The organism is Mycobacterium sp. NGS49 (assembly GCF_059812565.1).
The window spans coordinates 38,255-62,459 of sequence record NZ_JCALCX010000033.1; the positions used below are offsets into that span (position 1 = coordinate 38,255).

23 protein-coding genes and 2 pseudogenes are annotated in these 24,205 nt (G+C 65.8%); 10 read left to right on the top strand and 15 right to left on the bottom strand.

The window, feature by feature from the left end; genetic code table 11:
* From AC5Y7D_RS25695 to AC5Y7D_RS25710, 4 genes and pseudogenes are all read left to right on the top strand, one after another.
* Nucleotides 1-2,034, top strand: coding sequence for an ATP-binding protein (locus tag AC5Y7D_RS25695; RefSeq protein WP_264916020.1), 2,034 nt, complete (start codon nucleotides 1-3; stop codon nucleotides 2,032-2,034).
* A 54-nt stretch (nucleotides 2,035-2,088) separates the two neighbouring features.
* Nucleotides 2,089-3,243, top strand: a complete 1,155-nt coding sequence (locus AC5Y7D_RS25700) for an acyl-CoA dehydrogenase family protein (RefSeq protein WP_264916021.1) — start codon at nucleotides 2,089-2,091, stop codon at nucleotides 3,241-3,243.
* Nucleotides 3,244-3,269: 26 nt separating this feature from the next.
* Nucleotides 3,270-4,823: an acyl-CoA synthetase gene (locus AC5Y7D_RS25705; RefSeq protein ID WP_264916022.1), complete on the top strand. Its 1,554-nt coding sequence runs from the start codon at nucleotides 3,270-3,272 to the stop codon at nucleotides 4,821-4,823.
* A 214-nt stretch (nucleotides 4,824-5,037) separates the two neighbouring features.
* Nucleotides 5,038-5,729: pseudogene (locus AC5Y7D_RS25710) on the top strand (TetR/AcrR family transcriptional regulator).
* Here the strand turns inward: AC5Y7D_RS25710 and AC5Y7D_RS25715 are convergent.
* The 11 genes and pseudogenes from AC5Y7D_RS25715 to AC5Y7D_RS25765 form a co-directional block, all read right to left on the bottom strand.
* Nucleotides 5,726-7,449 (bottom strand): annotated as a pseudogene (locus AC5Y7D_RS25715) (acyclic terpene utilization AtuA family protein). The pseudogenes AC5Y7D_RS25710 and AC5Y7D_RS25715 overlap by 4 nt on opposite strands.
* On the bottom strand, nucleotides 7,446-8,258 hold the full coding sequence (locus AC5Y7D_RS25720) for a TIGR03084 family metal-binding protein (protein WP_499928616.1): 813 nt from the start codon (nucleotides 8,256-8,258) through the stop codon (nucleotides 7,446-7,448). Before AC5Y7D_RS25720 ends, AC5Y7D_RS25715 begins: the two are co-directional and overlap by 4 nt.
* A 1-nt stretch (nucleotide 8,259) precedes the next feature.
* Nucleotides 8,260-9,027, bottom strand: a complete 768-nt coding sequence (locus AC5Y7D_RS25725; protein WP_264915926.1) for an enoyl-CoA hydratase/isomerase family protein — start codon at nucleotides 9,025-9,027, stop codon at nucleotides 8,260-8,262.
* Nucleotides 9,028-9,071: 44 nt separating this feature from the next.
* A complete protein-coding gene (locus AC5Y7D_RS25730) occupies nucleotides 9,072-9,542 on the bottom strand; it encodes a MaoC/PaaZ C-terminal domain-containing protein (protein WP_264915927.1) in 471 nt (156 codons plus the stop codon).
* Complete coding sequence (locus AC5Y7D_RS25735; RefSeq protein WP_264915942.1) at nucleotides 9,539-10,030, bottom strand: FAS1-like dehydratase domain-containing protein; 492 nt, start codon at nucleotides 10,028-10,030, stop codon at nucleotides 9,539-9,541. The genes AC5Y7D_RS25730 and AC5Y7D_RS25735 overlap by 4 nt, the downstream gene beginning before the upstream one ends.
* A 32-nt stretch (nucleotides 10,031-10,062) precedes the next feature.
* Entirely contained in the window at nucleotides 10,063-10,494 is a 432-nt protein-coding gene (locus AC5Y7D_RS25740) for a MaoC/PaaZ C-terminal domain-containing protein (RefSeq protein ID WP_264915928.1), read from the bottom strand.
* Nucleotides 10,491-10,949: an FAS1-like dehydratase domain-containing protein gene (locus tag AC5Y7D_RS25745; RefSeq protein WP_264915929.1), complete on the bottom strand. Its 459-nt coding sequence runs from the start codon at nucleotides 10,947-10,949 to the stop codon at nucleotides 10,491-10,493. The genes AC5Y7D_RS25740 and AC5Y7D_RS25745 overlap by 4 nt, the downstream gene beginning before the upstream one ends.
* Nucleotides 10,942-11,985, bottom strand: coding sequence for an LLM class flavin-dependent oxidoreductase (locus AC5Y7D_RS25750; protein ID WP_264915930.1), 1,044 nt, complete (start codon nucleotides 11,983-11,985; stop codon nucleotides 10,942-10,944). The genes AC5Y7D_RS25745 and AC5Y7D_RS25750 overlap by 8 nt, the downstream gene beginning before the upstream one ends.
* A complete protein-coding gene (locus AC5Y7D_RS25755; RefSeq protein WP_005061010.1) occupies nucleotides 11,982-12,419 on the bottom strand; it encodes a Zn-ribbon domain-containing OB-fold protein in 438 nt (145 codons plus the stop codon). Before AC5Y7D_RS25755 ends, AC5Y7D_RS25750 begins: the two co-directional genes overlap by 4 nt.
* Complete coding sequence (locus AC5Y7D_RS25760) at nucleotides 12,416-13,582, bottom strand: thiolase family protein (protein WP_264915932.1); 1,167 nt, start codon at nucleotides 13,580-13,582, stop codon at nucleotides 12,416-12,418. The genes AC5Y7D_RS25755 and AC5Y7D_RS25760 overlap by 4 nt, the downstream gene beginning before the upstream one ends.
* 282 nt (nucleotides 13,583-13,864) lie before the next feature.
* Complete coding sequence (locus AC5Y7D_RS25765) at nucleotides 13,865-14,869, bottom strand: helix-turn-helix domain-containing protein (protein WP_264915933.1); 1,005 nt, start codon at nucleotides 14,867-14,869, stop codon at nucleotides 13,865-13,867.
* A gap of 114 nt (nucleotides 14,870-14,983) precedes the next feature.
* On the opposite strand from AC5Y7D_RS25765, the gene AC5Y7D_RS25770 reads away from it, so the two are divergent.
* Genes AC5Y7D_RS25770 through AC5Y7D_RS25780 form a run of 3 tightly spaced genes read left to right on the top strand, consistent with a single transcriptional unit; the run spans nucleotide 14,984 to nucleotide 17,919 of the window.
* Nucleotides 14,984-15,304, top strand: a complete 321-nt coding sequence (locus AC5Y7D_RS25770; RefSeq protein WP_005086615.1) for a 2Fe-2S iron-sulfur cluster-binding protein — start codon at nucleotides 14,984-14,986, stop codon at nucleotides 15,302-15,304.
* A 30-nt stretch (nucleotides 15,305-15,334) separates the two neighbouring features.
* The gene (locus AC5Y7D_RS25775) at nucleotides 15,335-16,723 is read left to right on the top strand and encodes a cytochrome P450 (protein WP_264915935.1); all 1,389 of its coding nucleotides are present in this window, start codon (nucleotides 15,335-15,337) and stop codon (nucleotides 16,721-16,723) included.
* A complete protein-coding gene (locus tag AC5Y7D_RS25780) occupies nucleotides 16,720-17,919 on the top strand; it encodes an NAD(P)/FAD-dependent oxidoreductase (RefSeq protein ID WP_264915936.1) in 1,200 nt (399 codons plus the stop codon). Before AC5Y7D_RS25775 ends, AC5Y7D_RS25780 begins: the two co-directional genes overlap by 4 nt.
* An 82-nt stretch (nucleotides 17,920-18,001) precedes the next feature.
* Here the strand turns inward: AC5Y7D_RS25780 and AC5Y7D_RS25785 are convergent, their stop codons facing one another.
* The 4 genes from AC5Y7D_RS25785 to AC5Y7D_RS25800 all read right to left on the bottom strand — a co-directional run bounded on the left by AC5Y7D_RS25785 (nucleotide 18,002) and on the right by AC5Y7D_RS25800 (nucleotide 20,721).
* A complete protein-coding gene (locus tag AC5Y7D_RS25785; RefSeq protein WP_264915943.1) occupies nucleotides 18,002-18,583 on the bottom strand; it encodes a TetR/AcrR family transcriptional regulator in 582 nt (193 codons plus the stop codon).
* 90 nt (nucleotides 18,584-18,673) lie between these two features.
* The gene (locus AC5Y7D_RS25790; RefSeq protein ID WP_264915937.1) at nucleotides 18,674-19,585 is read right to left on the bottom strand and encodes an alpha/beta fold hydrolase; all 912 of its coding nucleotides are present in this window, start codon (nucleotides 19,583-19,585) and stop codon (nucleotides 18,674-18,676) included.
* Complete coding sequence (locus AC5Y7D_RS25795) at nucleotides 19,585-20,022, bottom strand: PaaI family thioesterase (RefSeq protein ID WP_264915938.1); 438 nt, start codon at nucleotides 20,020-20,022, stop codon at nucleotides 19,585-19,587. The genes AC5Y7D_RS25790 and AC5Y7D_RS25795 overlap by 1 nt, the downstream gene beginning before the upstream one ends.
* A gap of 45 nt (nucleotides 20,023-20,067) precedes the next feature.
* Nucleotides 20,068-20,721: a TetR/AcrR family transcriptional regulator gene (locus AC5Y7D_RS25800; RefSeq protein WP_370474583.1), complete on the bottom strand. Its 654-nt coding sequence runs from the start codon at nucleotides 20,719-20,721 to the stop codon at nucleotides 20,068-20,070.
* A gap of 84 nt (nucleotides 20,722-20,805) precedes the next feature.
* Between AC5Y7D_RS25800 and AC5Y7D_RS25805 the strand changes: the two genes are divergently transcribed.
* The 3 genes from AC5Y7D_RS25805 to AC5Y7D_RS25815 are packed head-to-tail and all read left to right on the top strand — an operon-like array spanning nucleotide 20,806 to nucleotide 24,010.
* Entirely contained in the window at nucleotides 20,806-22,299 is a 1,494-nt protein-coding gene (locus AC5Y7D_RS25805) for an acetyl-CoA acetyltransferase (protein ID WP_264915944.1), read from the top strand.
* Nucleotides 22,296-23,435, top strand: coding sequence for a zinc-dependent alcohol dehydrogenase (locus AC5Y7D_RS25810; RefSeq protein ID WP_051464906.1), 1,140 nt, complete (start codon nucleotides 22,296-22,298; stop codon nucleotides 23,433-23,435). The genes AC5Y7D_RS25805 and AC5Y7D_RS25810 overlap by 4 nt, the downstream gene beginning before the upstream one ends.
* Complete coding sequence (locus tag AC5Y7D_RS25815) at nucleotides 23,432-24,010, top strand: carboxymuconolactone decarboxylase family protein (protein WP_096288545.1); 579 nt, start codon at nucleotides 23,432-23,434, stop codon at nucleotides 24,008-24,010. Before AC5Y7D_RS25810 ends, AC5Y7D_RS25815 begins: the two co-directional genes overlap by 4 nt.
* The last annotated feature ends 195 nt before the right edge of the window (nucleotides 24,011-24,205 follow it).

Genomic DNA, 24,205 nt, shown 5'->3' on the forward strand with positions numbered 1-24,205 from the left:
ATGCCCGAGATCCGCAAGGTCCTGGTCGCCAACCGTGGCGAGATCGCGCGGCGGGTGTTCCGCACTTGCCGCGACCTCGGGATCGCCACCGTAGCGGTCTATTCCGACGCCGACGCGGACGCGTGGCACGTCGCCGACGCCGACGAGGCCGTGCACCTTCCCGGCTCGTCTGCAACCGAGACCTACCTCGATATCCACCGGATCATCGCCGCTGCCTCGCTCACCGGCGCGGACGCGGTACACCCCGGCTACGGCTTCCTTTCGGAGAACGCCGGGTTCGCGCGTGCCTGTGCCGCCGCCGACCTCGTCTTCATCGGTCCGCCGCCCGAGGCGATCGACGCGATGGGCTCGAAGCTTCAGGCCAAGAAGATGATGTCCGACGCGGGGGTGCCTGTACTTCCCGGTGGCGACACGACGGGGCTGGCGGCCGAGCAGCTGGCGAAGCTGGCCGCCGACGTCGGCTACCCGCTGCTGGTCAAGGCGAGCGCCGGCGGGGGTGGCCGAGGCATGCGCGTTGTCGCGTCGCCGGACGAGCTCGACGAAGCGGTCGCCTCCGCTTCGCGTGAGGCCGCCGCCGCGTTCGCCGACGGCACCGTCTTCCTCGAGCGTTACGTCCAGCGCCCACGCCATGTCGAGATCCAGGTCATGGCCGACACGCACGGAAACGTCGTGTCTCTGTTCGAGCGCGAGTGCTCCGTGCAACGTCGACACCAGAAGGTGATCGAGGAGGCGCCGTCACCGGTCGTCGACGACGCGTTGCGCGCTCGGATGAGCGACGCCGCCATCGCCGCCGCGCGCGTCGTCGGTTACGTGGGCGCCGGGACGGTCGAGTTCGTCTACGACGCCGGCCAGGACGGCAAGGGCGGCTCCTTTGCCTTCCTCGAGATGAACACCCGGCTGCAGGTCGAGCACCCGGTTACCGAGCTGATCACCGGCCTCGACCTGGTGCGTGCCCAGCTGCTCGTAGCCATGGGCCGCCCGCTGCCTGAGGAGATGCACAACCCGCGAATTCGCGGTCACGCGGTCGAGGCCCGTCTGTGCGCCGAGGATCCGGCCGACGACTACCGGCCCCACACCGGCACCCTGCGCACCATGGATGTCCCGGCGATCGCCGGCGTGCGGGTTGACTCGGGTTTTCGGGCCGGTTCGGTCATCAGTCATTACTACGATTCGCTGCTGGCCAAGGTCATCGCGTGGGCACCAACGCGCGACGAGGCACTTGCCAGCCTCTCGGCGGCGCTGGCCGGCGCCCGTATTCACGGCGTGACCACCAACCGCAACCTGCTTGTGCGCGTCCTGCGCCATGACGAGTTCGCCGGGCGGGGCACCGACACTGGTTTCCTTGACCGACACGACGTCCCCGAACTCGGCGCTGCCCTCCTTGACACGCAGGCAGAGCGCCTGCACGCCGTCGCGGCGACCGTGGCCAGCGTGGCCGCGCGGCGTGCTGCGGCGACGGTCCAGGCCACGTTGCCCGCTGGCTGGCGCAACAACCCATCGCAATCGCAGACCACGACATGGCAGACCCAGGACGGGCGCGAAGTGCGCGTCGGGTACACGTTACGTCTGACGGACACCTGCCTGCGCGTCGATGACGAGGCGTTGGCCGACGTCGAGCTTGTCGCCGGCAGCAGCGCGCGTGTTGTGCTGCGCGTGAACGGCGTGCGCCGCGCCTACGACATAGTCCTCGACCGCGATATCGCCCACGTCGACTCGGTCGCCGGCTACTCCGCCCTGCGGCTGGCGCCACGCTTCGTCGACCCGAGCACTCTGAACCCGCCCGGGTCGCTCACCGCGCCGATGCCGGGTTCGGTGGTCCGACTGCCGGTCGCCGAGGGCGAGACGGTCTCGGCGGGCCAAACCCTTGTCGTCCTGGAGGCGATGAAGATGGAGCACACCGTCGCGAGCCCGATTGACGGGGTGCTGAGCGCCCTGCCGGTCCAGGTCGGCCATCAGGTCTCGAGCGGTGACGTCCTCGCCGTGGTCGAGGCGGTGGACGGCGGTGAAGTGGCGTCGGACGCCACGGAGCTCTAATGAACCCGGCGCGCTCCCGATCGGTGGCGCGTCGATACCGATGTGAGGAGTGTCATGGAATTGCACGAGACAGAGGAGCGTCAGGACCTGCGCAAGGCGGTCGCCGAGATCGCCAAGGACTTCGGACACGAGTACTACCTGGAAAAGTCGCTGGCCGGCGGGAAGAGCACCGAGCTGTGGCAGGCCGTGGGCAAACAGGGCTTCCTCGGGGTGAACCTTTCCGAGCAGTACGGCGGCGGCGGCGGCGGCATCTACGACATGCAGATCGTCGGTGAGGAGCTCGCCGCGGCGGGCTGCCCGCTGCTGATGACCGTCGTCTCGCCGACTATCTGCGGCACGATCATCCAGGCATTCGGCAGTGAGGAACTCAAGCAGCAGTGGCTGCCGGGCATCGCCAGCGGCGAGACGATCATGGCCTTCGCGATCACCGAGCCGGACGCGGGCTCGAACTCGCACAACATCTCCACGACCGCGAGACGCGACGGTGACGACTGGGTCATCAACGGCACCAAGTACTACATTTCTGGTGTCGACGAAGCCGAGGCGATCCTGGTCGTCACCCGAACGTCTACCAACGACCGTGGTCGCGGACTACTCAGCCTGCTCGTCGTGCCCACCGATGTCCCCGGGCTAACCAAGTCACTCATCCCGGTGCAGGCGGTCACTCCGGAGAAGCAGTTCACTCTGTTCTTCGATGACGTCCGGGTGCCAGCAGCCAGCCTGATCGGTGCGGAGAACGAAGGCCTACGCCAGGTCTTCATGGGACTGAATCCGGAGCGGATCCTGGGGGCTGCTCTGGGCAACGGCATCGGGCGTTACGCGCTGGATAAAGCGGCCGCCTACGCCCGCGAGCGCCACGTGTGGGGAGCGCCGATCGGCTCGCACCAGGGCGTATCGCACCCGCTCGCCCACGCCAAGATCCAGGTTGAGCTGGCCCGGTTGATGACTCAGCGTGCCGCCTCCCTGCACGACGCCGGCGATCCGGGGTCGGGTGAGGCGTCGAACATGGCGAAATATGCCGCAGCCGAGGCGGGCATCCTGGCGCTCGACCAGGCGATTCAGACCCACGGCGGCAACGGCATGGCCACCGAGTACGGCCTCGCCACGTTGTGGGGTCCGGCCCGGCTCATGCGCACCGCGCCGATCAGCCGCGAAATGATCCTCAACTTCGTGGCGCAGCACAGCCTGAAACTGCCCGCGTCCTACTGAGTCGCCGCGGACTGAAAGGGAATTGCATGCAACTCGGCATCGGTCAGTGGGTGACCCGGCGCGCCTTCCTCAACGGCGGGCGCACCGCGTTGATCAGCAACGGCGCGCACATCACCTACGCCGACCTCGATCGGCGGACCAACCAGGTCGCCGCCGCACTCATCGCCCTCGGCGTGCGCAGGGGCGATCGGGTCGCGGTGCTGCTGGTCAATTCGACCGAGTTCATCGAGGTGCTGCTGGGCTGCGCCAAAATCGGCGCACTTGCAGTTCCGCTCAACGTGCGCCTTGCCGGACCCGAGATTGGCTACATCCTGGCCGACTCAGGCGCCGATGTTCTGGTCTTCCACGAGCCGTTGGCCGCGCAGGCCAGGAGGGCCGTCACCGAGTCCGGAGTCCGCGTGCGCCATGTCGTGCGCGCCGGTGGGGTGCCGGCGCCGGGCGAGCTCGGCTACGAAGACGTCGTCTCGGGCGCCGCGCCCGAACCGCTCAACGGTGACGTCGACGGCCGCGACCCTGCGTTCATCATGTACACGTCGGGGACGACGGGCCGACCCAAGGGCGCGATCCTCACCCACGACAACCTGCTATGGAACGCGATCAACGTCCTCGGCACCGACATCGGCCTGCGGGGCGAGGACGTCACCGTCGCGGTGGCGCCGATGTTCCACATCGGCGGGCTGGGAGTACACACCCTGCCGCTGCTCTACGTCGGCGGCACCAGCGTCATCATGCCGTCCTTCGAGCCGCGAGCTGCGCTGCAGGCGATGGCCGACCACCACGTCACGGTTCAGTTCATGGTGCCGGCCATGTGGACCGCTCTCACACAGGTGCCCGACTTCGACTCCTTCAACCTGTCTGCGCTGCGTTTCGCCATGGGCGGCGGGTCGCCCGTCCCCCTCACGGTCATCGACTTCATGCGCGAGCGAGGCGTGCCCTTCACCGAGGGCTTCGGCATGACCGAGACCGCTCCCCTGGTGACCGTCCTCGACGCCGAGAACATCAGCACGCGGGCCGGGTCGATCGGCCGCGTCGCAATGCATGTCGACGCCCGCATCGTCGACGACGACGACCGCGACGTCGCGACCGACACCGTGGGCGAACTGATCGTGCGCGGCCCGAATGTGTTCACCGGCTACTGGATGAAGGCCGAGGCGAGCGCCGAGGCGTTACGCGGGGGCTGGTTCCACACGGGCGACCTCGGGCGCATGGACGCCGAGGGCTTCATCACCCTCGTCGACCGCAAGAAGGACATGATCATCTCCGGCGGCGAGAACGTCTACCCGATCGAGGTCGAGCAAGTTCTCTTCCGCCACCCGGCGGTACTCGACGCCGCCGTGATCGGCGGCAAGGACTCAAAGTGGGGCGAACGCGTCGTCGCGATCGTCGTCGCCGACCCGGCAACACAGGCACCTAGCGCCGAGGAGATCGTGGCTTGGTGCCGGGAGCGGCTGGCGCACTTCAAGTGTCCGCGTGACGTGCACTTCGTCGCCGAACTGCCGCGCAACGCCACTGGCAAGCTGCTCAAGACCGAGCTGCGCGCGCAGTTCACGGGCATCGAGGGCGGAGTCGTTTTGCGCTGAGTCGTGCCGCTGCACATCGCGGGTTCGAAGCAGAGCCCCTAAATCATGAACTGAGAAGAGGATGCGACAGCATCGGCGGGCGCTAGCGGTTTCGTTCACCTCCCTCGATTTGGTGCGGCGGGTGCCGACGCAGGCAACGCCAGCGTCGGTAGGATCCCAGCCCAGCGGATCGGACGGCGAACAACGTAACCACAAATCGACAGGAGGACTGAAAGTGGCCGGTTTGCGCCGCAAACTGCTCCTCGAGGCCGCCGCCGACCTGTTCGCGCGGCAAGGCTTTCACGCCGTGGGCATCGACGACATCGGTGCCGCAGCAGGGGTGAGTGGGCCGGCCGTCTACCGGCACTTTCAGAACAAGGACGCGATCCTGCGCGAGTTATGCGACGCCGCCATGACTGAGCTGCTGGCCGGCGCCCGGCGCGCCACCACCGCCGGCACACCGACGGAGGTCCTGCACGCCCTTGTCGACCTACACGCGGCCTTCGGCGCGCGACGACGCGGCCTGTTGGCCGTCTACGCCCGCGAGCACCGCTCGCTGTCGCCGCTGGCGACCCGTGCCCTGCGACGCCGACAGCACAGCTACGAGTCCTTCTGGGTCGACGCGCTCGTACGAGCACGGGGCGATCTGGACCGTGAGCGCGCACAGGGCCTGGTCGCCGCCGTGCTGTCATTGCTCAACGCGTCCGCGTACATGCCGGCGTCGCTGGACGACGCGACGATTGAGGCGATGCTGGCCGCCGCGGCCGTTGCGGCGCTGTTCAGCGGCGCGCCGTGACCGGATTCGCGTGGCGGTCGGCTGAGTCCCTTCAGGATTTTAAGCCGCCCCAGCATTTTCACGACCTATCCGCTGACGTAGTCGGATTCGGGGTTACACAGCAGGTAGACGGCGCCCCGCACCGGATTTAGTGTGTGTCGAGCAGCGACTGGGGAATGTCCACCATGCGGGACCGCACGTATTCCCCGAGCCCCTTGGCCTGCGCGTCCGGCCGGGTCGAGGAGGCCACCCCGTCACCGAGCAAGCCGTGCACCACCACGTTGAGGGCGCGCAGGTTCGGCAGTTCGAAGCGCTCGATGGGCAGGTGCGCCGTCTCCGGCCCGAGCAGTGTGCGCAGCCGCTCGACGCTGAAGTAGTCGCGCGCCCACGCGTACCCAGGGTCATCCCGTGCCCACAGGCCGAGGTTAGCGTTGCCGCCCTTGTCTCCGGACCGCGCGCCGAGTACCGACCCGAGCGGCGCGCGACGTGTCGGCCCGGACGGCACCGGCAGCTTCGCGGGCGGGGCGATCCCAGCCGGCGGGACGGCACCGGTCGGCGGGTCGGGGATCTCGTGCCGTGTGCCGTCGGCGTCGACGAGTACGTGCGTGAGGGCCGAGCGCGCTACGTAGGCCGGCCGGTAGACGCCGAAGGCGGTCTCCGAGGACGGTGGCGTGGTGGTGTGGAAGCCGGCGAAACCAGCCAGGGCGATCTCCATGACCCCCCGGAGAATGCTCGGCCCACCTTGCGCGGGTCGGCGTCCTTCACCGTCACACGCAGGTGCACGCAGGCTTGCTCGTTCGTCGGTGCATCGGAGACGTCGAAACGCAACAGCCTCACGTCGACTTCGTCGAAGGCGTCGCGTCCGCCGAGAACGTCGAAGAGCTGCTGTTCGGCGAAAGCCGCCTTGGCCTCGATGTCGAGGCCGGTGAGCACCATGGTCATCGTGTTACGGAAGCCGCCCACCTCATTCAACGCCACCTTCAACGTGTCCGGCGGCGGACTGCCTTTCGTACCGCTGATCGCGACGCGGTGCTCACCCTGTTGAGCCAGCCGGATGGTGTCGAAGTGGGCGACGACGTCGGGGCCGAGGTAGGCAGGTTCAGCGATCTCGTAGAGCAGCTGGGCGGTGACCGTGCCGACTGAGACCAGTCCCCCGGTGCCGGGATGCTTCGTGATCACCGAAGAGCCGTCCTCGGCGACCTCGGCGATCGGAAACCCCGGGTAGCGGCGGTCCGTGATCTCGTCGAGGAACGCGTAGTTGCCGCCCGTCGCCTGAGGGCCGCACTCGATCACGTGCCCGGCGACGACCGCGCCCGCGAGCCGATCCCAGTCGGCGGGTGCCCAGGCGTGCCACCAGGCGGCTGGACCGACGACCAGGGATGCGTCGGTGACCCGGCCGGTCACGACGACGTCGGCGCCCGAACGCAGCGCCTCGGTGATGCCCCAGGCGCCGAGGTAGGCATTGGCCGATACCGGTTTGATGTCGCCGACGGGCGGCGTGATTGCGTGGAGGTCGCCACGTAGGTCGTCGCCCTCGACGTGCGCGACGCGCGCGGTGAGGCCGAGACGTGCGGACAGCTCGCGCAACGCGGCGGCCAAGCCGGCGGGATTCAGCCCGCCCGCGTTCGCGACGACCTTGATGCGACGATCGAGACAGGTGCCCAGCACCTGTTCCATTCGGGTGAGGAAAGTCCGCGCGTACCCGCCGGACGGGTCTTTGGCCTGGGCCTTGGCCAGGATGAGCATGGTCAGCTCGGCCAGATAGTCACCGCACAGGACGTCGATCGGTCCGCCCTCGACCATCTCGCGGGCTGCGGCGATGCGGTCGCCGTAAAAGCCGGAGCAGTTGCCGATGCGGACCGGGACGCTCACCGCTGACCCCCTGCGAACTGGCCCGCCACGCGCCCGCCGCCAGGGGGCCCCGCGAAGGCCTGGGCGATCGCGAGCCACTGGTCGGCCAGCGGGCCGTCGGCGACCAAAGCGGTGTCGTCGCGGTGGCGGCGTTGGGTGACCAACAGGCAAAAGTCGAGCGCCGGCCCGCTCACGCGGTTGGCGGCGTCGGCTGGCCCCCACGTCCAGACGCTGCCGTCCGGAGCGGTCAGCTCAACGCGTACCGGGTCCGCGGGCAGGTCCAGACCGTTGGCCAGGTAGCTGAACGCGCGCGCACCCACCCCGATGTGGGCCACGTGACGTAGCCGTGCCGTGGCCTCGCGGGTCGCGCCGAGCGCGTCGACGACGTCCTGGCCGTGCGCCCAGGTCTCCATGAGTCGCGCTGTCAGCGACGAGACCGCGCTCATCGGCGGCCCGAACCACGGCAGGCGGGTCGCCGGGTCAATGTCCGCGAACGCCGCAACGAGGGCTGCACGCGACGTGTCGAACCACGCGAGCAGGTCGGCAGCCGGCATTTGACGGTAGCGCTCGGCGATGACGTCGGGTGAGATGCTTCCGTCGGCCATCATCGGCAGGTAGTCGCTGCTGAACCCGTCGGGGTCGGTGGCCGAGCGCACCGCCACGTCGTCGAAGAACGCCAGATGGCTGATCTGGTCGCCGATCGTCCAGCCCGCGGCCGGAGTCGGCGCGTCCCAGCCGCGCGGACATTCGGTCAGCGGCGCGACCAATCCGCGTAGGGCTGCCGTCTCCGCTTCGATGTCGGTGATAACCGACTGCATTGTCACCGCCATGTCAGCGTCCCTTCCACTGTGGTGCGCGCTTCTCGCGGAACGCCGTCGGGCCTTCCTGCGCGTCGTCGCTCAGATAGACCGGCTCCCATATCTCGTCTGCTAGGTCGTAGGCGGCGGCGAGGTGATGCTGTGCCGAGAGGTACACGGTGCGCTTGGACGCAAGCACCGATAGCGGTGCGTTCGCGGCGATGCTGAGCGCCAACTGCTGGGTACGCGCGCGCAACTGATCGGCCGGCACCACCTCGTTGACCAAGCCGACCTGGTGGGCGCGCTCGGCGGTGATCGGGTCGCCGGTCAGCAGGATCTGCATGGCAACGCGCGGAGGCACCAGCCACGACAGCGGTGTTCCCCACGGCGACCCCCGGCCGACCTTGACCTCGCTGACGGCGAAGGTCGCGTGTTCGGCAGCGACGACCAGGTCGCACTGCTGCGCGAGCAGGAAGCCCCCGGCGAACGCGAGACCGTTGACGGCCGCGATCGTCGGCTTCGCGACGTCGATGTTGCGGCCGAACTGCGGAGCGAAGTCTTTCGGGGGCACCTTGAGCGCGTTCTGCGCCATCTCCTTCAAGTCCCCGCCGGCACAGAACGCCTTATCCCCTGCGCCGGTGAGGACCAGCACCTTCGCCGCGTCGTCGTCGTTGAAGCGCCGCACCGCGTCGAAAAGCCCCGTGCGCACAGCGTTGTTCAGCGCGTTGCGCGCCTCGGGGCGGTTGATCGTCAGCCAGGCCACTCTGTCGACGACCTCGTAGCGAATCGGTTGCTCGCCCACTGGGTCCTCCGTCCCTCAACGTCGCCACGCATCTGAGCGGCAGTTCACCCCGGCACCTCGACGAACGGGTCGGCCAGCTCAACGGTGGCTTCACTCGGTACGCAGGGACCGTCGTCGCTCGAGACGAGCAGTTCGAGGTCGACGAGGTGCCGCCCCGCGTCCTGTCGTTTGCCGACGACCTTGCCGCTCAGGGTCGCGGTCTGGCCCGGGTAGATCGAGCGGATCATCGAGATTTTGCGGCGTCGGATGAGCGCGTCGGGTCCGGCCCATTCGTTGAGGCCGCGGTCGATGAAGCCATGGAAGAAGAGGCTTGACAGGTAGATCGTGCGCTGGCCCTGGCTGCGCGCGTAGTCGGGGTCGTGGTGACCGGGAAACCAGTCCCATGTCGAAGCCGCGTTCATGCAGATGCGCTTATAGCTGATCTCGATCGAGACGGGCGTCAGGGTGTCGCCGACGGTGATGTCCTCGAACCGCACGGGGACGCGGACCATGCTGTACTCGGTGGAGTCGTTCATGATGCGCCATCACTATCGGCGGTGTCGTATCGGAAGAGCACGTTGGTGTTGCGGCCGATGACCTCACCGTGCTGATCGGAATACGTGCTCACCGTAGTGATGAACACGCCGGTGCCCACCCGCGTCGTCTTCGGCTCCGAGATCGAGGCGATCTCCTCCACGATCGACACGTGATCGCCTACCCGGGGCCGGCGTTCGAACTCCGTCGTCGTTGATGCGTTGATGATGTGGTGGCCCGGCAACGGCACGCTGAGCGCGAACATCATGTCCACACGCTTGAGGTGATCGGGCACCCACTGCGGCGCAAAGCCGAGGCTCATCAGCAGCCCGGGCGGGCAGTCCTCACCCTCCCAGTAACGGGGGTTCGCATCCTCCACGAGCGAGCAGTAGTACAACACCATCGAGCGGTCGATCGGGAACCACGCACGCCGCGGCTCGGAGCGATGACCGACCCACGCCCGGCCTTCGTCGAAGGTCCCGAACGTCATGCCCAAGCCGGTGACGTCGCTCGAGGGCGCGCTCACCGGGCCACCTGCACGACGGCGCTCCCCTTTATCACGGGTTCGCCGGACTGGCGCGTGACCACGAGTTCGAGGTCGGCCACCTGCTGCCCTCCGGCCTCGCGCACGCCGGTGACCCTGCCGCCGAAGCTGAGCAGGTCACCGGGCCATACCTGACCGGTGAAACGGATGCGGAACGAGCGGATGTTGGCCAGCCCCACCCAGGCGGTCAGCCGCTGGGCGAGCACGCCGCCGTGCAGCAATCCCATGCCGAACACACCGGGCATGCCGGCCGCGCGGGCGAACTCCTCGTCATGGTGGATCGGGTTGAAGTCGCCGCCGGAGCCGGCGTACCGCACGATGTGCGAGCGCGTCAGCGGGCCGAACTGTGAGCTCGGCATCTCGTCGCCGGCGGCCAACGCCACCGGCGCGGTGGGGGTAGACGTCGTCATTGGGCGGAGCCTCCGGTTTCGATCAAGACGTCGGTCTGGCGCACGACGAGTTCGTCGCGCTGGTTGGTGAAGTCGGTCTCGATCGTCACGATTGTCATGGTGCCGCCGCGCTTGCCCTCGCGGCTGGCCACGTTCGACACCCGGCGCGTCTCGGTGAGCTCGTCGCCGACAAACAGCGGAGCGAAATACTCCCAGCCGCACTCACCGTGCAGTACGCGTCGCAGGTCGAGCCCGAGGGCGCCGAATATGTCGTCGTCGGCGCGCCAGTGAGCCGAGGAGACGACGAAGGTCGGAGGAGCGGGGATCGCGCCGAAGCCGGCGGCGCGGGCGGCCGCGACGTCCTGGTAGATCGGGTCGCGGTCGCCGAGCGAAAGTGCGAACTCGCGCACTTTGGACCGGTCGACGGGAAACGTGGTCCTCCCGAGTTGCGTCCCGATGAGCGATGCGTCAGCCACTCTGGTCACCTTTCCCGCCGGCGAAGGCCGGCGCACAATCGCGAATGAGGCTGCCGAGGTTCTCGGCGATGCGCTCGGGCGCGAGGCCAATCGAGGGTGAGTAGAGAACGATGTGGTCCAGCACGCCCTCGTAGCGGCGCATCCCTTCGCGGACCTCGGCGGCGGTGCCGGCCACGGCCATCGCGTCGATCATGTCGTCGGTGACCGCGGCGAACATGGCCGGCAGGTCACGCCGCGCGAACGCGTCGCGGATGGCCGCTCCCTGCGCGGCGAAACCGCTGACGTCGAGCACGTGCTCGTAGGTCTTCACCGAGGAGTAGAACGCGATCTGCTGCGCGGCCTCACGACGTGCGATCTGTGGGTCGTCGTGCACCGCGCAGATGACCATCGAGACGATCTCAATGTCGGCGGGATCGCGTCCGGCCCGCTCCGCACCGCGCACGACGGCTGGGCGGGCGACCTCCTCGACGTAAGCCGTGGTGAACAGCGGATGACCAGCCAACCCGTCGGCCACGCGCCCTGCCACCTCGCACATCCGCGGACGCACGCCCGCGGTGATGATCGGGATCGCTCGCTTCGGCGGCGCGACGTCGCCGGTTGGGACGAGATTCATCCGGTAGAAGCGCCCCTCATGGCGCACGGGGCCCTCGTGCAGGTTCCAGATCCGACGCACGAGCGGGACCAGCTCCTCCATGCGCAGAGCGGGAGCGGAGGTGTCCTCCACGCCGTGCCAGTCGCTCATCATGCGGCGTGTGCCGTTGCCGAGCCCGAGCACGACGCGCCCGCCTGAAAGCTCGTCGAGGTCACGCGCCTCTGTGGCTAGCACGAGCGGGCTGCGCCCGACGCCATACAGGATCGACGACCCGATGCGGCAGCGCTTTGTGCGCGCGGCCATCGCGGCCATCGAGATCGAGCCGGAGCGCGAGTAGAACTCCGAGGCCCAGGCGGCGTCGAAGCCGGCGAGGTCGGTAGCCTCGGCCGTATCGACAAGGGTGGCCAAGTCCGCGCCGAGCACCGAGACCCCGTACGTGCTCACGACGCCGCCGGCCTGAATCGGACCAGCCCAAGGTCCTCGTTCACCCGCTCGAACACTGCGCGCACTCTTGCGCCGATCGCAACTTCATCGGGGGCCACGCCCTCGAGACTGGCCAACAACTGCGGCCCCTCGTCCAGACGAACGAGCACGACGACGTACGGCTCGCTGCGCGGGAACGAGTCCCACGGGGGGCGGTACACCGGCGCGAAACTGACGATCTCACCAGTACCCGCCGCGGTCTCCCAGGCCAACTCACCGTCATGGCAGACGGGACACACCAGCCGCGGGTAGAGGAACGGGTGGCCGTTCGCGCACCGCTGGAAGACGAGTACGCCGCGGGCCGCTGCTGCGAAGTAGGGACGGTTGACATCGGTCAGCGGCGGCAGCGCCTCAGGATCGTGCAGACCGTCGAGAGAACTCGAAGCTGCGGTCATGACGCTCCCTCCATCACCATGCTGACGTGACTGCACAGCATCGAGCCGTAGCTGTGCACGAACGCGGTATCCGCCCCGAAGACCTGACGGCCCTCGGCGCGACCGGACAACTGCCAGTAACCCTCAAGGATCTGCGAAATGCCAGAGGAGGTCCCGGTGTGCCCGAACCGGATTAGGCCGCCGTCGGAGTTCACCGGAAGGTCGCCCCCCGGATCGGCGCAGCCGTCACGGTAGAAATCGCCTGCCCCGCCGGGCTTCACGAAACCCGCCTCCTCAAGGATCATCGCCGGGTTGGAGGCGAAGGCGTCGTAGAGCAAGGCGATGTCTATGTCGGCCGGCGCCCGTCCGGAGCGCTCGAAGGCCATCGGACCCGAACGGGCGGCCCCGGTACGACCCGGCCGGGCCAGCGAGGTCAGAAAACCGTGGGTGTGACCCTCTCCGAAGCCGAGCAGGTGGACCGGCCGGTGCTTGCCCGCGCGAGCCCGGCGGGCCGAGCCCAGCACGAGCGCGCCACCGCCCTCGCAGGGAATCGAGCAGTGGTAGAAGTGGAACGGCCCGGCGATCGGGCGGGACGCCAGCACGTCCTCCACAGTCAGGCGTTGTGAGCGGTGCGCGATCGCCGCGGGATTCAGCGCGGCCCACCGGTCCTGCGACGCGGTGACCTCGGCGATGTCCGCCTTGCCCTGTCCCGTCTCGTGCATCCAGGCCTGCGCGATCAAACCGTACAGCGCCGGCACGGACGGTCCGTAGGGCATCTCGAACGCGTGGTCACACACCAGCGCCATCAGTTCGCGCCCGCCATCGCGGATCGGTGGAAACTTGCCCGCCGACACGACCAGCACCGTCTCGGCCTCGCCCCGGGCGATGACGTTACTCGCCATGCGCGTCATGGCCAGATGGGTCCCGCCGCCAAGCTGACAGGTCATCTGAAGTTTCAGGTTGTGCAGCCCGAGATAGTCCATGAGGTCCTCGGACAGGAAGATCGAACCCTCGTTCGTCATCGGCCCGGCGCACACGAGACCGTCGACCTCGTCTGGGACCACCCCTGCGTCGGCGAGAGCCGCGACCGCGGCGCGCACATGCAATTCAGTGGAGGTGTACGGAACGTTTCTTCCTGGAGCGAGTTCGGCGGCACCGATGATGGCCGGCTGGTCGTGTGGCATCCGGACTCCTTCCGACCACGCGTTCAACGCCGGTCCCGACGTGAACGACGGTTAGCATAGCGTGACTAGGGGGTCCGCGTCACCCCCCGCCCGCACCCGCCGCCAGCGCGGTATGGATTCTCTGGATGTCGTTGCGCCTCTTCCCAAGAGGGTGCTGCGATGACCGAAACCCGCGCCGATCGTGTCGTTTCTCGACGATGTCCAGGTGACAGATGAGGCCGATCGCGAAGCCCGCTGGTTCCGGTGGACGCCCGGCACGCGCCCGGGCGGAACTTTGCGCGCTCAGTCGCGCGTTTTTCTGAAGTGGCGCGGTGACCGACCGGTCCACCGTTTGAAGGCATGTGTGAAGTTCGTGAGGTCCGCGTACCCGAGTTCTGCCGCGATCTCGCTTACAGACACCGATCTGTCGAGAAGTCGCAGAATTGCTCGCTCCTGCAAGAACGACTGACGTAATTCGCGAAAGGTGGTCCCCTCTTCGCTGAGGCGCCGCTTCAACGTGCTCGGGGATATCGAGAGCTCGCCCGCCGTCCGGCTGATGTTCGTTTTTCCGGGATCTTTCTCGAGCAGGTCCGTTACTTTTTCGGAGACCGACGTGTCACGTCGTTGATCGAGAGTTCGCTGCAAATCGGTGACGGCAATCCGGTACGCCACAGGATCGGAGAATCGACAGACCTCCTCGAGCGAAGCCGCGGGAACGTGGACGAACGAGCTGGGGGCGTCGAAGAAGATCCGACCCGCCAACACTTCGTCATGAAGAACCCACGACTCCGGCGCTGAATGACTCAGATGCAGTTCAATATTCGGTACGGCACCCGCGAGCATGTCGAGCAGACGCAACAGCGCCAGCCCACCGTAGGTGACGGCCAGGCAGTTCAGGCCCGCGTCACCGGTGCGACCGGTGAGCCCGATCGTGAGGCCGCGTTCCGTCGAATGGAACGACGGGCTGAGGGCTGTGGTGATCACCGGCAGATAAGCAAGCAACTCGACAACCTCGGCTACCGAGCCCGCGCTGACCAAGGGAACACTGAGTGCCCCAAAGGACGTCAGTTTGGCGTGTTCAGCGAACGCGAAACCCAGACGGGTTCCCTGATCACAATCGAAATCGGAATATATCTCCCTGAACCACCGTAAGGGGACCTGCGCGTCGCGGCCCACCAACATCGACTCGGTGACGTGCTCGCGAACCATGATGCTGCGGAGCGCAATGCTGGCGTCATGCCCCAGCGCCTCACTGTCCAGCATCTGCAGGAAAGCCAGCGCTGGCATACCCGAGTCGTCGAGTTTCACGTGCCTCCCTGCGCGTGAGCTAAAAACACAACTCTTTGACTCCTGCGAGCCTAGCGACGCTGGTCACGCGCGACAACACTAAAAAGAGAAGTTCCGGATTGAGGAGAGTTAATCATGGCAGTCGTCACCTTCGTCTCTCATGACGGCGAGAAGTACGAAGCCCCCTTGGCCGAAGGGCAGTCCTTGATGCAGATTGCGGTCAACAACGCGGTGCCCGGCATCGACGGCGATTGTGGAGGGGAAGCCGCATGCGGAACGTGCCACGTGATCGTCGCTCCCGAGTGGTCGGACACGGTGGGACTCTGCGGCGCCAACGAAGAGGAGATGCTCGCGATGAACCCCGAGCGTCAGCGGACGTCGAGGCTGTCCTGCCAGATGGCCGCCTCCGAGGCATGGGATGGCTTGACGGTCGAGCTACCTGAGTTCCAGCTCTGAAACAACGTCATGGATTTGGAGGAAACAATAATGAGTATTCCCGCGGCAGTGGCCGCCAAAGCCCAGTCTGCCGTGCCTCTGGAGCTGCAAATCCGCGGCGCACACCTCTACGACAAGACACGCCGGTGGGTAACCGGAACCAATGGTAAGAAGATCTTCACCGAGACGCCCATTCCTCCGGTCGAGGACGTCGATATCGCCGACATCGATCTCAGCAACCCGTTCCTCTACCGCCAAGGCCGCTGGAAGTCCTACTTCGAACGCGTGCGCAACGAGGCGCCGGTGCACTACCAGGCTCACAGTCCGTTCGGCCCGTTCTGGTCGGTGACCCGCCACGCGGACATCATCGCCGTCGACAAGAACCACGAGGCTTTCTCCGCAGAGCCGTTCATCATCATCGGGAGACCGCCCCGCTTCATGGACATCGCCATGTTCATCGCGATGGATCCGCCACAACACGACTTGCAGCGCGCTTCCGTCCAAGGGGTTGTCGCGCCGAAGAACCTGCGCGAGATGGAGGGGCTGATCCGCTCGCGTGTCCAGGAAGTGCTGGACGATCTACCGGTGGATCAGCCGTTCAATTGGGTGCACCACGTCTCCATCGAACTGACAGCGCGCATGCTCGCGACCCTGCTGGACTTCCCGTACGAGCAGCGGCACAAGCTCGTGGAATGGTCGGACCTCGCCACCTCCATGGAGCAAGCCAATGGTGGTCCTTCCGACAACGACAGAGTGTTTCGTGGCATGGTCGACATGGCGAAGGGTCTCAGCGCTCTCTGGCATGACAAGGCGGCCCGTACCGCCAACGGGGAGCGACCGGGCTTCGATCTGATCACGATGCTGCAGGCCAACGAGGACACTAAGGATCTCATCGACCGCCCGATGGAATTCCTCGGCAATTTGGTACTGCTGATCGTCGGGGGAAACGACACGACTCGCAACTCGATGAGCGGAGGGGTTCTCGCCTTGAACCAGTTCCCCGATCAGTTCGAGAAGTTGAAGGCGAACCCTGACCTGATTCCCAACATGGTATCCGAGATCATTCGCTGGCAGACCCCCTTGGCGTACATGCGCCGAGTCGCGAAAAAAGACATCATGTTGAACGGGCAATTCATCCGCAAGGACGACAAGGTCGTGATGTGGTACGCCTCTGGTAACCGCGATGAGCGTGTCTTCGAGCGGGCCGATGAGTTGATCATCGATAGGAGCAACGCCCGCAATCACATCTCGTTCGGGTTCGGCGTGCACAGGTGCATGGGAAACCGACTTGCTGAGTTGCAGCTTCGAATCCTGTGGGAGGAATTGCTTCCTCGCTTTGAGAACATCGAGGTGGTCGGCGAACCCGAGTATGTGCAATCGAATTTCGTCAGGGGTATCAGCAAGCTGATGGTTCGCCTCACTCCCAGGCCAAGTGCATGACTCTCGAACGAGCGGTGATCGTCGGCGCGAGCCACGCCGGCGCGCAGTTGGCAGCCAATCTTCGGAGGGAGGGGTGGGCTGGGGAGGTCGTGCTCATCGGCGACGAGGGGGGACTGCCCTACCACCGGCCTCCGTTGTCGAAGGGATACCTGGCCGGCAAAAACGGCCTCGACGACCTTCTGATTCGCGGCGCTGATTTCTACGAAAAGCAGAACATTCGACTCTTGAATGCGACCGTGGAGGCGATCCACCGGAGTGCCAAGCGTGTGTCTCTGAGCACCGGCGACACGCTGACGTACACCACGCTCGCGTTGTGCACCGGCGCAAGGGCCAGACGACTCCCCACGCCAGGGGTGGATCTTCCCGGAATTTACTACCTGCGTACCGCCGCAGACGTTGAGTTGATCCGTGCCGCCGCCGCATCAGGTCGGAGGGTCGTGATCGTGGGCGGCGGTTACATCGGGTTGGAAACTGCGGCCTCGCTGTGTTCGCTCGGCATGAACGTCACTGTCCTCGAAGCAACCGAGCGTGTACTCCAAAGGGTCACCGCACCGGAGGTTTCCGCGTTTTACACGCGAATCCACCGCGGCGAGGGAGTGGAGATCCGAACACACGCTCTCGTCGAAGCTTTCTCCGGTAACGGTGGAGTGCAGGAGGTGGTGCTGGCTGACGGCGAATCGATCCCCGCCGACTTGGTGATCGTCGGCGTCGGTGTGGTGCCGAATACCGAGCTCGCCTCGGCCGCAGGATTATCCGTCGACAACGGCATCGTGATTGACGACCAAGCCCGCACCAGCGACCCCGACATCATGGCCGCCGGCGACTGCACCAGCCACGCCATGGCTCGATACGGCTCGCGTATTCGTTTGGAATCCGTATCGAGCGCCGGCGAGCAGGCCAAGATCGCTGCGGCGACAATCTGCGGTAAACACAGCTCAATCGCTGCGCTTCCGTGGTTCTGGTCAGATCAGTACGACCTCAAGCTCCAGATCGCCGGTCTCAACGCCGGGTACGACGAAGTAGTCTTGAGCGGCGACCCGTCGCGTGACCGTGACTTCAGCTGCTTCTACTTCCACGACAGTCAACTCATCGCCGCCGACTGCGTCAACCGTCCTCGCGATTTCATGTCCAGTAAGCGGGCCATCAGCCAGCAGCTTCGGGTTGACCGCTCAGACCTCCTCGCGGGCTCGATCTGACATCCTGCGACGGCAAAACCACGCGCTCGAAACTCCGCAGACTCTGCCGTCTGCTCAGATGCAAAATGGCAAAGTTTGCTGGTCACAAACTGTGGACAACTCCCAGGTACCTGAGTGCTACGCGGGATATCCGCTCACCAGTGGTGGCGATGTCCGCGGCTGGGAGTACAACATGACTCACTGTCAGTCGCACCAGAACATCTGCGACCTCCTCGACGTCTTCGGGATCGAGATCGGCGAAGTGGTCGTTAAACCACGTGATCAGAGCCGCGGAGCAGAGCTGAAGCAGGGAAGCCGAGGTCGGCAGAAGAGGAAGGACCCCCGTAGACGACGAGCCACCGCGATCATTCCCCGAGGGGTTGGACGTCAGAACTGCCTTGAGGAGCGGGCTGTCTTCTGCTTCACAAAGGGTGAACTGCACCGCTGCGGTGATGCCGCCCTGCACGTCGCCCACATGTTCGGCAAGGACGGCACGAATGCCTTCCAGAAAGCGCTGACCCTCTGACACCACAAGCGCGTCACCGAGCCCCTGTTTGTCACCGAACTCCTTGTACAACGTCGGGCGGGAGACGCCGACCGATTCGGCAACCTCGCTCATCCGGACCTGATCCCAGCCCTTCTCGATGGTGAGTTCTCGTGTCGCCCTCAAAACCTTTTCACGCACATGCCGGCGGAAAGACATCCGCACTGGTTCAGTTGGCATAGGAGCAGGATAGGCGCCAGCCCTACAAGGGCAATCAACCGACAGCAGGGTTCATATGGTCCTGTCGAGGAATTCGACGACCGCCGTCGAGAATGCGTCGTTGTTGTCGCCGGCAATCATGTGTCCCGCGCCCGACACGTCAACGGTTTGCGCGTGCGGAACGACGGTGAGGAAATGCTTTACTGTCTCTTCGGAGACCATGTCAGATAGTAGGCCCCGGACCAGCAGCGTTGGCGCGGACACCTGCCGCGCACCATCAAGAAGGAATGCGCTCATCATGTCGAAGTCTTTAGCGCCTTCGTCTGGATCACCCTGCAGGAACTGGAAATTCGACGTCACGAAGGCTGGATCCCATCGCCAGGCCCAGCGACCGTCTTCACGACGTTGGAGGACCTTTCGGAGGCCGTCGAGGTTTTCGGGGCGAGGGCGGTGCGGGTTGTAGGCGGCGATCACGTCAGCGGCCGACTCTAGGCTGTCGAAACCTTCGGGGTGTGCCGACATGAACGCTACGACTCGTCGGGCGCCGTCCATCTCCATTCGCGGAGTGACGTCAACCAGCACGACGGCCTGCCATAGGTCCGGCGGGGCGAGCAAGTGTGTTCCGAGAATGGTCAAGCCGCCCAGAGAGGCGCCGATCGCGGCGACGGGGCGGCCGGAATCGGCGTATGAGCGCACGGCCAATAGGTCGGACCCCAGCCGGTCCCCGTCATAGCGTCCGTCAGGGTCCCAGTCGCTGTCCCCGTGCCCCCTCGCGTCGTACGCGGCCACCGTGTAACCCCGATGGTGCAGGCGTTGGGCGGTGACGTCCCAGGCGTGCCGGCTTTGACCTCCGCCGTGAAGGAGCAACACGACCGCCCGCGGCGCGTCACAGCGGTAGAGGTCGACCGCCAGCGCCAGCCCGTCCGCCGTGGGCACGCGCTCGACCACAGGAGCCGACGAATCACCTGTTCTCTTTGCCGACATCAGGAGCTCGTCTTCGGTGCGACGACGGTGACGGTTCCCTGGGCCGCACACACCGCTGTGCCGTCGTTGCAGATGTCGATACGCGCCACACCGCTGGTTCTGCCCAGCGAGATGATCTCGGCTGTGGCTACACAGGTGCCGCTGGAGACCGGACGAAGCAGATTCAGTTTGAACTCCGTTGTCGCGACCCAAGATCCCATTGGAATCACGGGATAAAACACCACTCCGAGGCAGTGGTCGACCATGGCCGATAAGCAGCCCCCATGCAGGTTGCCGAAAGGCGTCTTCAGGTCGTCGCGTGCGTCCATCTCCGCGACGAGCCGTCCCGCAGTGAATTCGGTGTGACGGAAGCCGAGGTAACCGGCCAACCCGCCCGTGGTTTCTGCTGCGCTCTTTAGTTGCTCAGCGACCTGTTCGTTGAACGTGGTGAATTGCACAGGCCCTCCTACCTCATCTGCCGTCGAGACATTACGCCATAGATGTCACATCGGTCGAGCGTGGTCACCCGCCAGGATCGCAGGAAGGAGAAACCTCGACAGAAACGCCCGGAGTCCGTCACGACTGCGCTCCCGCGGCCCTCGAACAGTCAGCAGGCTCAATATCGTGCGGACAACCCACTCGGCGGCGTCGTCGACGGAGACGCCCGGTTCCACGCAACTCCAGTGTCTGGTGAAGATGGGACGCAGAAATTCGGTGACGATTTCGAAGAGGGACGTCGAGGTCCCCGCCGCGAGACCCACGCCGGCGAGTTCCTCGTCGCTGCCGAACAACAATCCGATGATCTCTTCGCGGCGCGCGGCCTCAACCGTGTATTCCACGAAATCGACGAGCGCGGAGCCCAGGTCGGCGTGCGCCGCGATCCGCGGGCTGATGCGGTCGAGATAGCGCTCGGCGGCGCGAATGATGACACCCGACATCACCGCCTCCCGACTGGGGAAGTAGCGATACACCGTTGCCCTGGACACACCCGCTGTTCTGCCGATGTCCTCCATGGTCGTGCCCACCACACCGCAACTCTCGAGGCACCGCTCGGCAGCATCGAGCAACCGGTCGCGAGCGGACCCACGATCTGTCGGCGCGGCGGCGCCCCATCTCAACAACCTCGTCGACACACAGCCAGTATGCCGCGAGCGCACACCATTGTGACTTGCCCACGCACATGACACCATCGCAGTTATGTCTCAAGTCAGCCCCGTGGCCCTGAGCGGATGCCGATGCCGATGTTGGTAGAAGCGCGTACCCCGGTTGTCGTCGGCGTGGGCGAAGTTACCCATCGCGGGAACGACTTCGTGGACCCGATCGACTTGGCGGTAGAAGCCGCACGCCGCGCGGTCAAAGACGCAGGTCGCCCGGTCGAGCGGCGCATCGACACCGTCGCGACTCCCGGCATCCTGGTCATACCGCGCGACAATCCCGCCAGCAGGATCGCCGAAGCGATGCACATCAGTCCCGCCCGCCGCATCAGCTGTCCCGTCGGCGGAAACACCCCGCAGTATCTCGTCGAAGTGTTGGGTGGCGAAATACGCGAAGGCCGTGCAGATGTCGTCCTGGTCGTCGGGGCGGAGAGCGGGCATTCCGCACGCAAGCTTCAGGGCAGGGCACTTCTCGACTCGCCGCCCCCACCCCGCTCCGGCGACGAATCCCTGGGCGACGCCCGCCCCGGGCTGAGTCAAGCCGAATTGTCGGTGGGTCTGAGTTGGCCGCACGAGGTGTATCCCATCTTCGAGTCCGCAATCGCCGCGCGCCACGGCCGCGACTTCGATGCTCAACGGGAGTGGCTGGGCACGCTGATGGCACCGTTCACAGCCGAGGCGGCACGCCATCCGGAACAGGCCTGGTTCCCACGCGCACGAAGTGCCACCGAACTCAGCGAAGTCACCGCGGAAAACCGCATGGTCTGCTTGCCCTATCCCAAGCTGCTCAACAGCATCATGTCCGTCGACATGGCTGCCGCCTTCATTCTCATGGCGGCCGAGGTGGCGGACGAATTGGGCGTCGCGCGCGATCGTTGGGTCTTTCCCTGGTCAGCAGCGACTTGCAACGACGTGTACTTCCCCGTGGAACGGCCGGACCTCAGCCGCTCATCGGGTATCGAGGTAGCAGCACGGAAGGCTCTCAATGCGGGCCGGTTGACCATCGACGACATCCGGTGGTTCGACCTCTACTCCTGCTTCCCGTCGGCAATTGAGATGGCTGCCGAGGCTCTCGACTTGGACCCCCTCGACGACAGAGGCCTCACAGTAACCGGAGGCCTGCCGTATCACGGCGGTCCCGGAAACAATTACGTCAGCCACTCGATCGTTGAGATGGTCCGACGGTGTAGACGCGACCCAACCGATGTCGGACTCGTCACCGGCCTCGGGTGGTATTCGACGAAGCATTCGGTCGGTCTGTGGTCGGCCACCCCGCCACCAACCGGGTGGCGACTGCTCGACACGGCGGTCGAGCAAGCTCAGATCGATTCATCGAGGTTGGGTGTCGCAGGCGTCGACGAGGCGACCGGTTGCGCGACAGTGGACGGATACACCGTCGTCTACGACCGAGACGGGCAACCTCGATGGACTCCGATCATCGCGCACCTGTCCGACGGGCGAAGAGTCGTCGCACGCAGCGACGATCCGCAGATTGCCGAGGCGATGGGCGGGGAAATGTATGTAGGTAAAACGGTGTGCCTCCGAAACACAGGGTCGTTCACCGGATTCGAGCTTCCATGATCGCCGAGGCGATGGTGCTGACCGGACCGCGGAGTCTGCAGCGGCGCCAGATGACCATCCCCGACGTCGGCGACCGGGGTGCGATCCTGCGAGTTGAAGCATGCGGTCTGTGCGGAACAGATCACGAACAATTCACCGGACACCTGCCTGCCGGCTTCTCATTCGTTCCAGGGCACGAAATCGTCGGCATCGTCGAACATGTCGGCGCTGCGGCCGGCCAACGCTGGGGTGTACAAGCCGGCCAGCGCGTGGCCGTTGAGGTGTTCCGGTCCTGCCGAGACTGCCCCGAGTGCCGCCGCGGCGAATACCGGCGGTGCGCGGTGAACGGCATCGCCACCATGTTCGGGTTCGTCGACGTGGAGATCGGCGCGGGCTTATGGGGCGGATACGCCACCCATGTGGAGCTTCCGTGGGACGCGATGCTGCTCCCGATTGCCGAAGACATGGACCCCGTTCTCGCCACGTTGTTCAACCCTCTCGGGGCCGGTATCCAATGGGGGGCGACTCTTCCCGACACCAAGGCCGGGGACGTCGTAGCGATCCTGGGGCCCGGCATCCGCGGAATCTGTGCGGCGGTGGCGGCCAAAGAGGCGGGAGCCGCGTTCGTCGCGATGACCGGCGTCGGCCCACGCGACGAACAACGACTGGCCATAGCCAGATCATTCGGTGTCGACCTGCCCATCGATGTATCGCAGGACGATGCAGCGACCGCGCTCCAGCGTGAGACAGGCGGACGGCTTGCCGACGTGGTCGTCGACGTCACCGCTAAAGCACCCTCCGCGTTCGCCGATGCCGTCGGCCTTGCCAGGCCCGGCGGCACAATTGTGGTGGCCGGCACCCGCGGAGGAGGCGGCGCGCCCCGGTTTGAACCAGACTTGTTGGTCTATAAAGAATTACACGTCGTAGGCGCACTCGGCGTGGAGTATCCCGCCTACCGGGCAGCCCTCGAGATTCTCGCCATGGGCCGCTGGCCGTTCGACCGGATCACCAGAGAATCAACCGGCTTCGCTGGGCTCGCGCAGCTGCTCACTTCGCTTGCAGATGAAAGTGCCCGATCAAGTGGGGCGCTGCACAACGTCTTTTTGCCCACGCCCGAACGGCGTGGGCAGAGGTTCAACAGAGAGGGCCACCCGTGACCATGGCGGAACGCGTACCGATGCTCGACCGTGAGCAGGCCCAGCTGCGAGCTGCCGAATGTGGGTTGCCCGAAGAGTTGGCAGAACTGTCGGTATTCCGCGTGGCACTTCATCAGCCGCGTGTGGCGGTTGCGCTGTATGGGCTGCTGGACGCGTTACTCTTCCGCGGTTCCCTTGACGCGCGGCTACGCGAGCTAGTCATCTTGCGCATCGGCTGGATCACTGGCTCCGAATACGAATGGACTCAACATTGGCGAATCGCCACACTGCTCGGCGTGCCTGAGCATGATCTCCTCGCGGTGCGCGACTGGCAGAATTCCGAAAGCCTCGGGCCAGTCGAGCGTGCGGTCCTCGCAGCGACCGATGATGTGGTACGCGACGGGGTCATCTCCGAGGAAAACTGGGCTGGGTGCCAGAAGGCATTCAATAGCGATCACGCGGTTTTGGTCGAACTTGTCGGAGCAATCGCCAATTGGCGGCTCTTTTCGATCCTGCTTCGATCTCTGAATATTCCGCTTGAGTCCGGTACCGACGGCTGGCCGCCCGATGGGCGAGCTCCTCAGCGTCGCGATTGAGCGAAAAACGTGGACCGGTGCTTGACCGAAGCGGTCAGCGCCCCAATCGCCAGACCACGACCCGTGTCGTAAGTGGCCAATTCCCCCCTCGGACACTCTGTGATGAGTCGCGTCATCGGTTACAGATGAGTCGCGTCATGGGTTACAGATTCCCCGGCCATCGGCCGGGGTTTTTCTGTTGGTTGCGCCAGTAGT

Bases quoted from the DNA above. Each gene is read 5' to 3' on its own strand.
- AC5Y7D_RS25760 (WP_264915932.1), bottom strand. From the start codon at position 13,582: ATGCCACACGACCAGCCGGCCATCATCGGTGCCGCCGAACTCGCTCCA.
- AC5Y7D_RS25755 (WP_005061010.1), bottom strand. From the start codon at position 12,419: ATGACCGCAGCTTCGAGTTCTCTCGACGGTCTGCACGATCCTGAGGCG.
- AC5Y7D_RS25810 (WP_051464906.1), top strand. From the start codon at position 22,296: ATGATCGCCGAGGCGATGGTGCTGACCGGACCGCGGAGTCTGCAGCGG.
- AC5Y7D_RS25780 (WP_264915936.1), top strand. From the start codon at position 16,720: ATGACTCTCGAACGAGCGGTGATCGTCGGCGCGAGCCACGCCGGCGCG.
- AC5Y7D_RS25775 (WP_264915935.1), top strand. From the start codon at position 15,335: ATGAGTATTCCCGCGGCAGTGGCCGCCAAAGCCCAGTCTGCCGTGCCT.
- AC5Y7D_RS25790 (WP_264915937.1), bottom strand. From the start codon at position 19,585: ATGTCGGCAAAGAGAACAGGTGATTCGTCGGCTCCTGTGGTCGAGCGC.
- AC5Y7D_RS25805 (WP_264915944.1), top strand. From the start codon at position 20,806: ATGTTGGTAGAAGCGCGTACCCCGGTTGTCGTCGGCGTGGGCGAAGTT.
- AC5Y7D_RS25695 (WP_264916020.1), top strand. From the start codon at position 1: ATGCCCGAGATCCGCAAGGTCCTGGTCGCCAACCGTGGCGAGATCGCG.
- AC5Y7D_RS25705 (WP_264916022.1), top strand. From the start codon at position 3,270: ATGCAACTCGGCATCGGTCAGTGGGTGACCCGGCGCGCCTTCCTCAAC.
- AC5Y7D_RS25735 (WP_264915942.1), bottom strand. From the start codon at position 10,030: ATGACGTTCGGGACCTTCGACGAAGGCCGGGCGTGGGTCGGTCATCGC.
- AC5Y7D_RS25770 (WP_005086615.1), top strand. From the start codon at position 14,984: ATGGCAGTCGTCACCTTCGTCTCTCATGACGGCGAGAAGTACGAAGCC.
- AC5Y7D_RS25700 (WP_264916021.1), top strand. From the start codon at position 2,089: ATGGAATTGCACGAGACAGAGGAGCGTCAGGACCTGCGCAAGGCGGTC.
- AC5Y7D_RS25730 (WP_264915927.1), bottom strand. From the start codon at position 9,542: ATGAACGACTCCACCGAGTACAGCATGGTCCGCGTCCCCGTGCGGTTC.
- AC5Y7D_RS25720 (WP_499928616.1), bottom strand. From the start codon at position 8,258: ATGGCGGTGACAATGCAGTCGGTTATCACCGACATCGAAGCGGAGACG.
- AC5Y7D_RS25740 (WP_264915928.1), bottom strand. From the start codon at position 10,494: ATGACGACGTCTACCCCCACCGCGCCGGTGGCGTTGGCCGCCGGCGAC.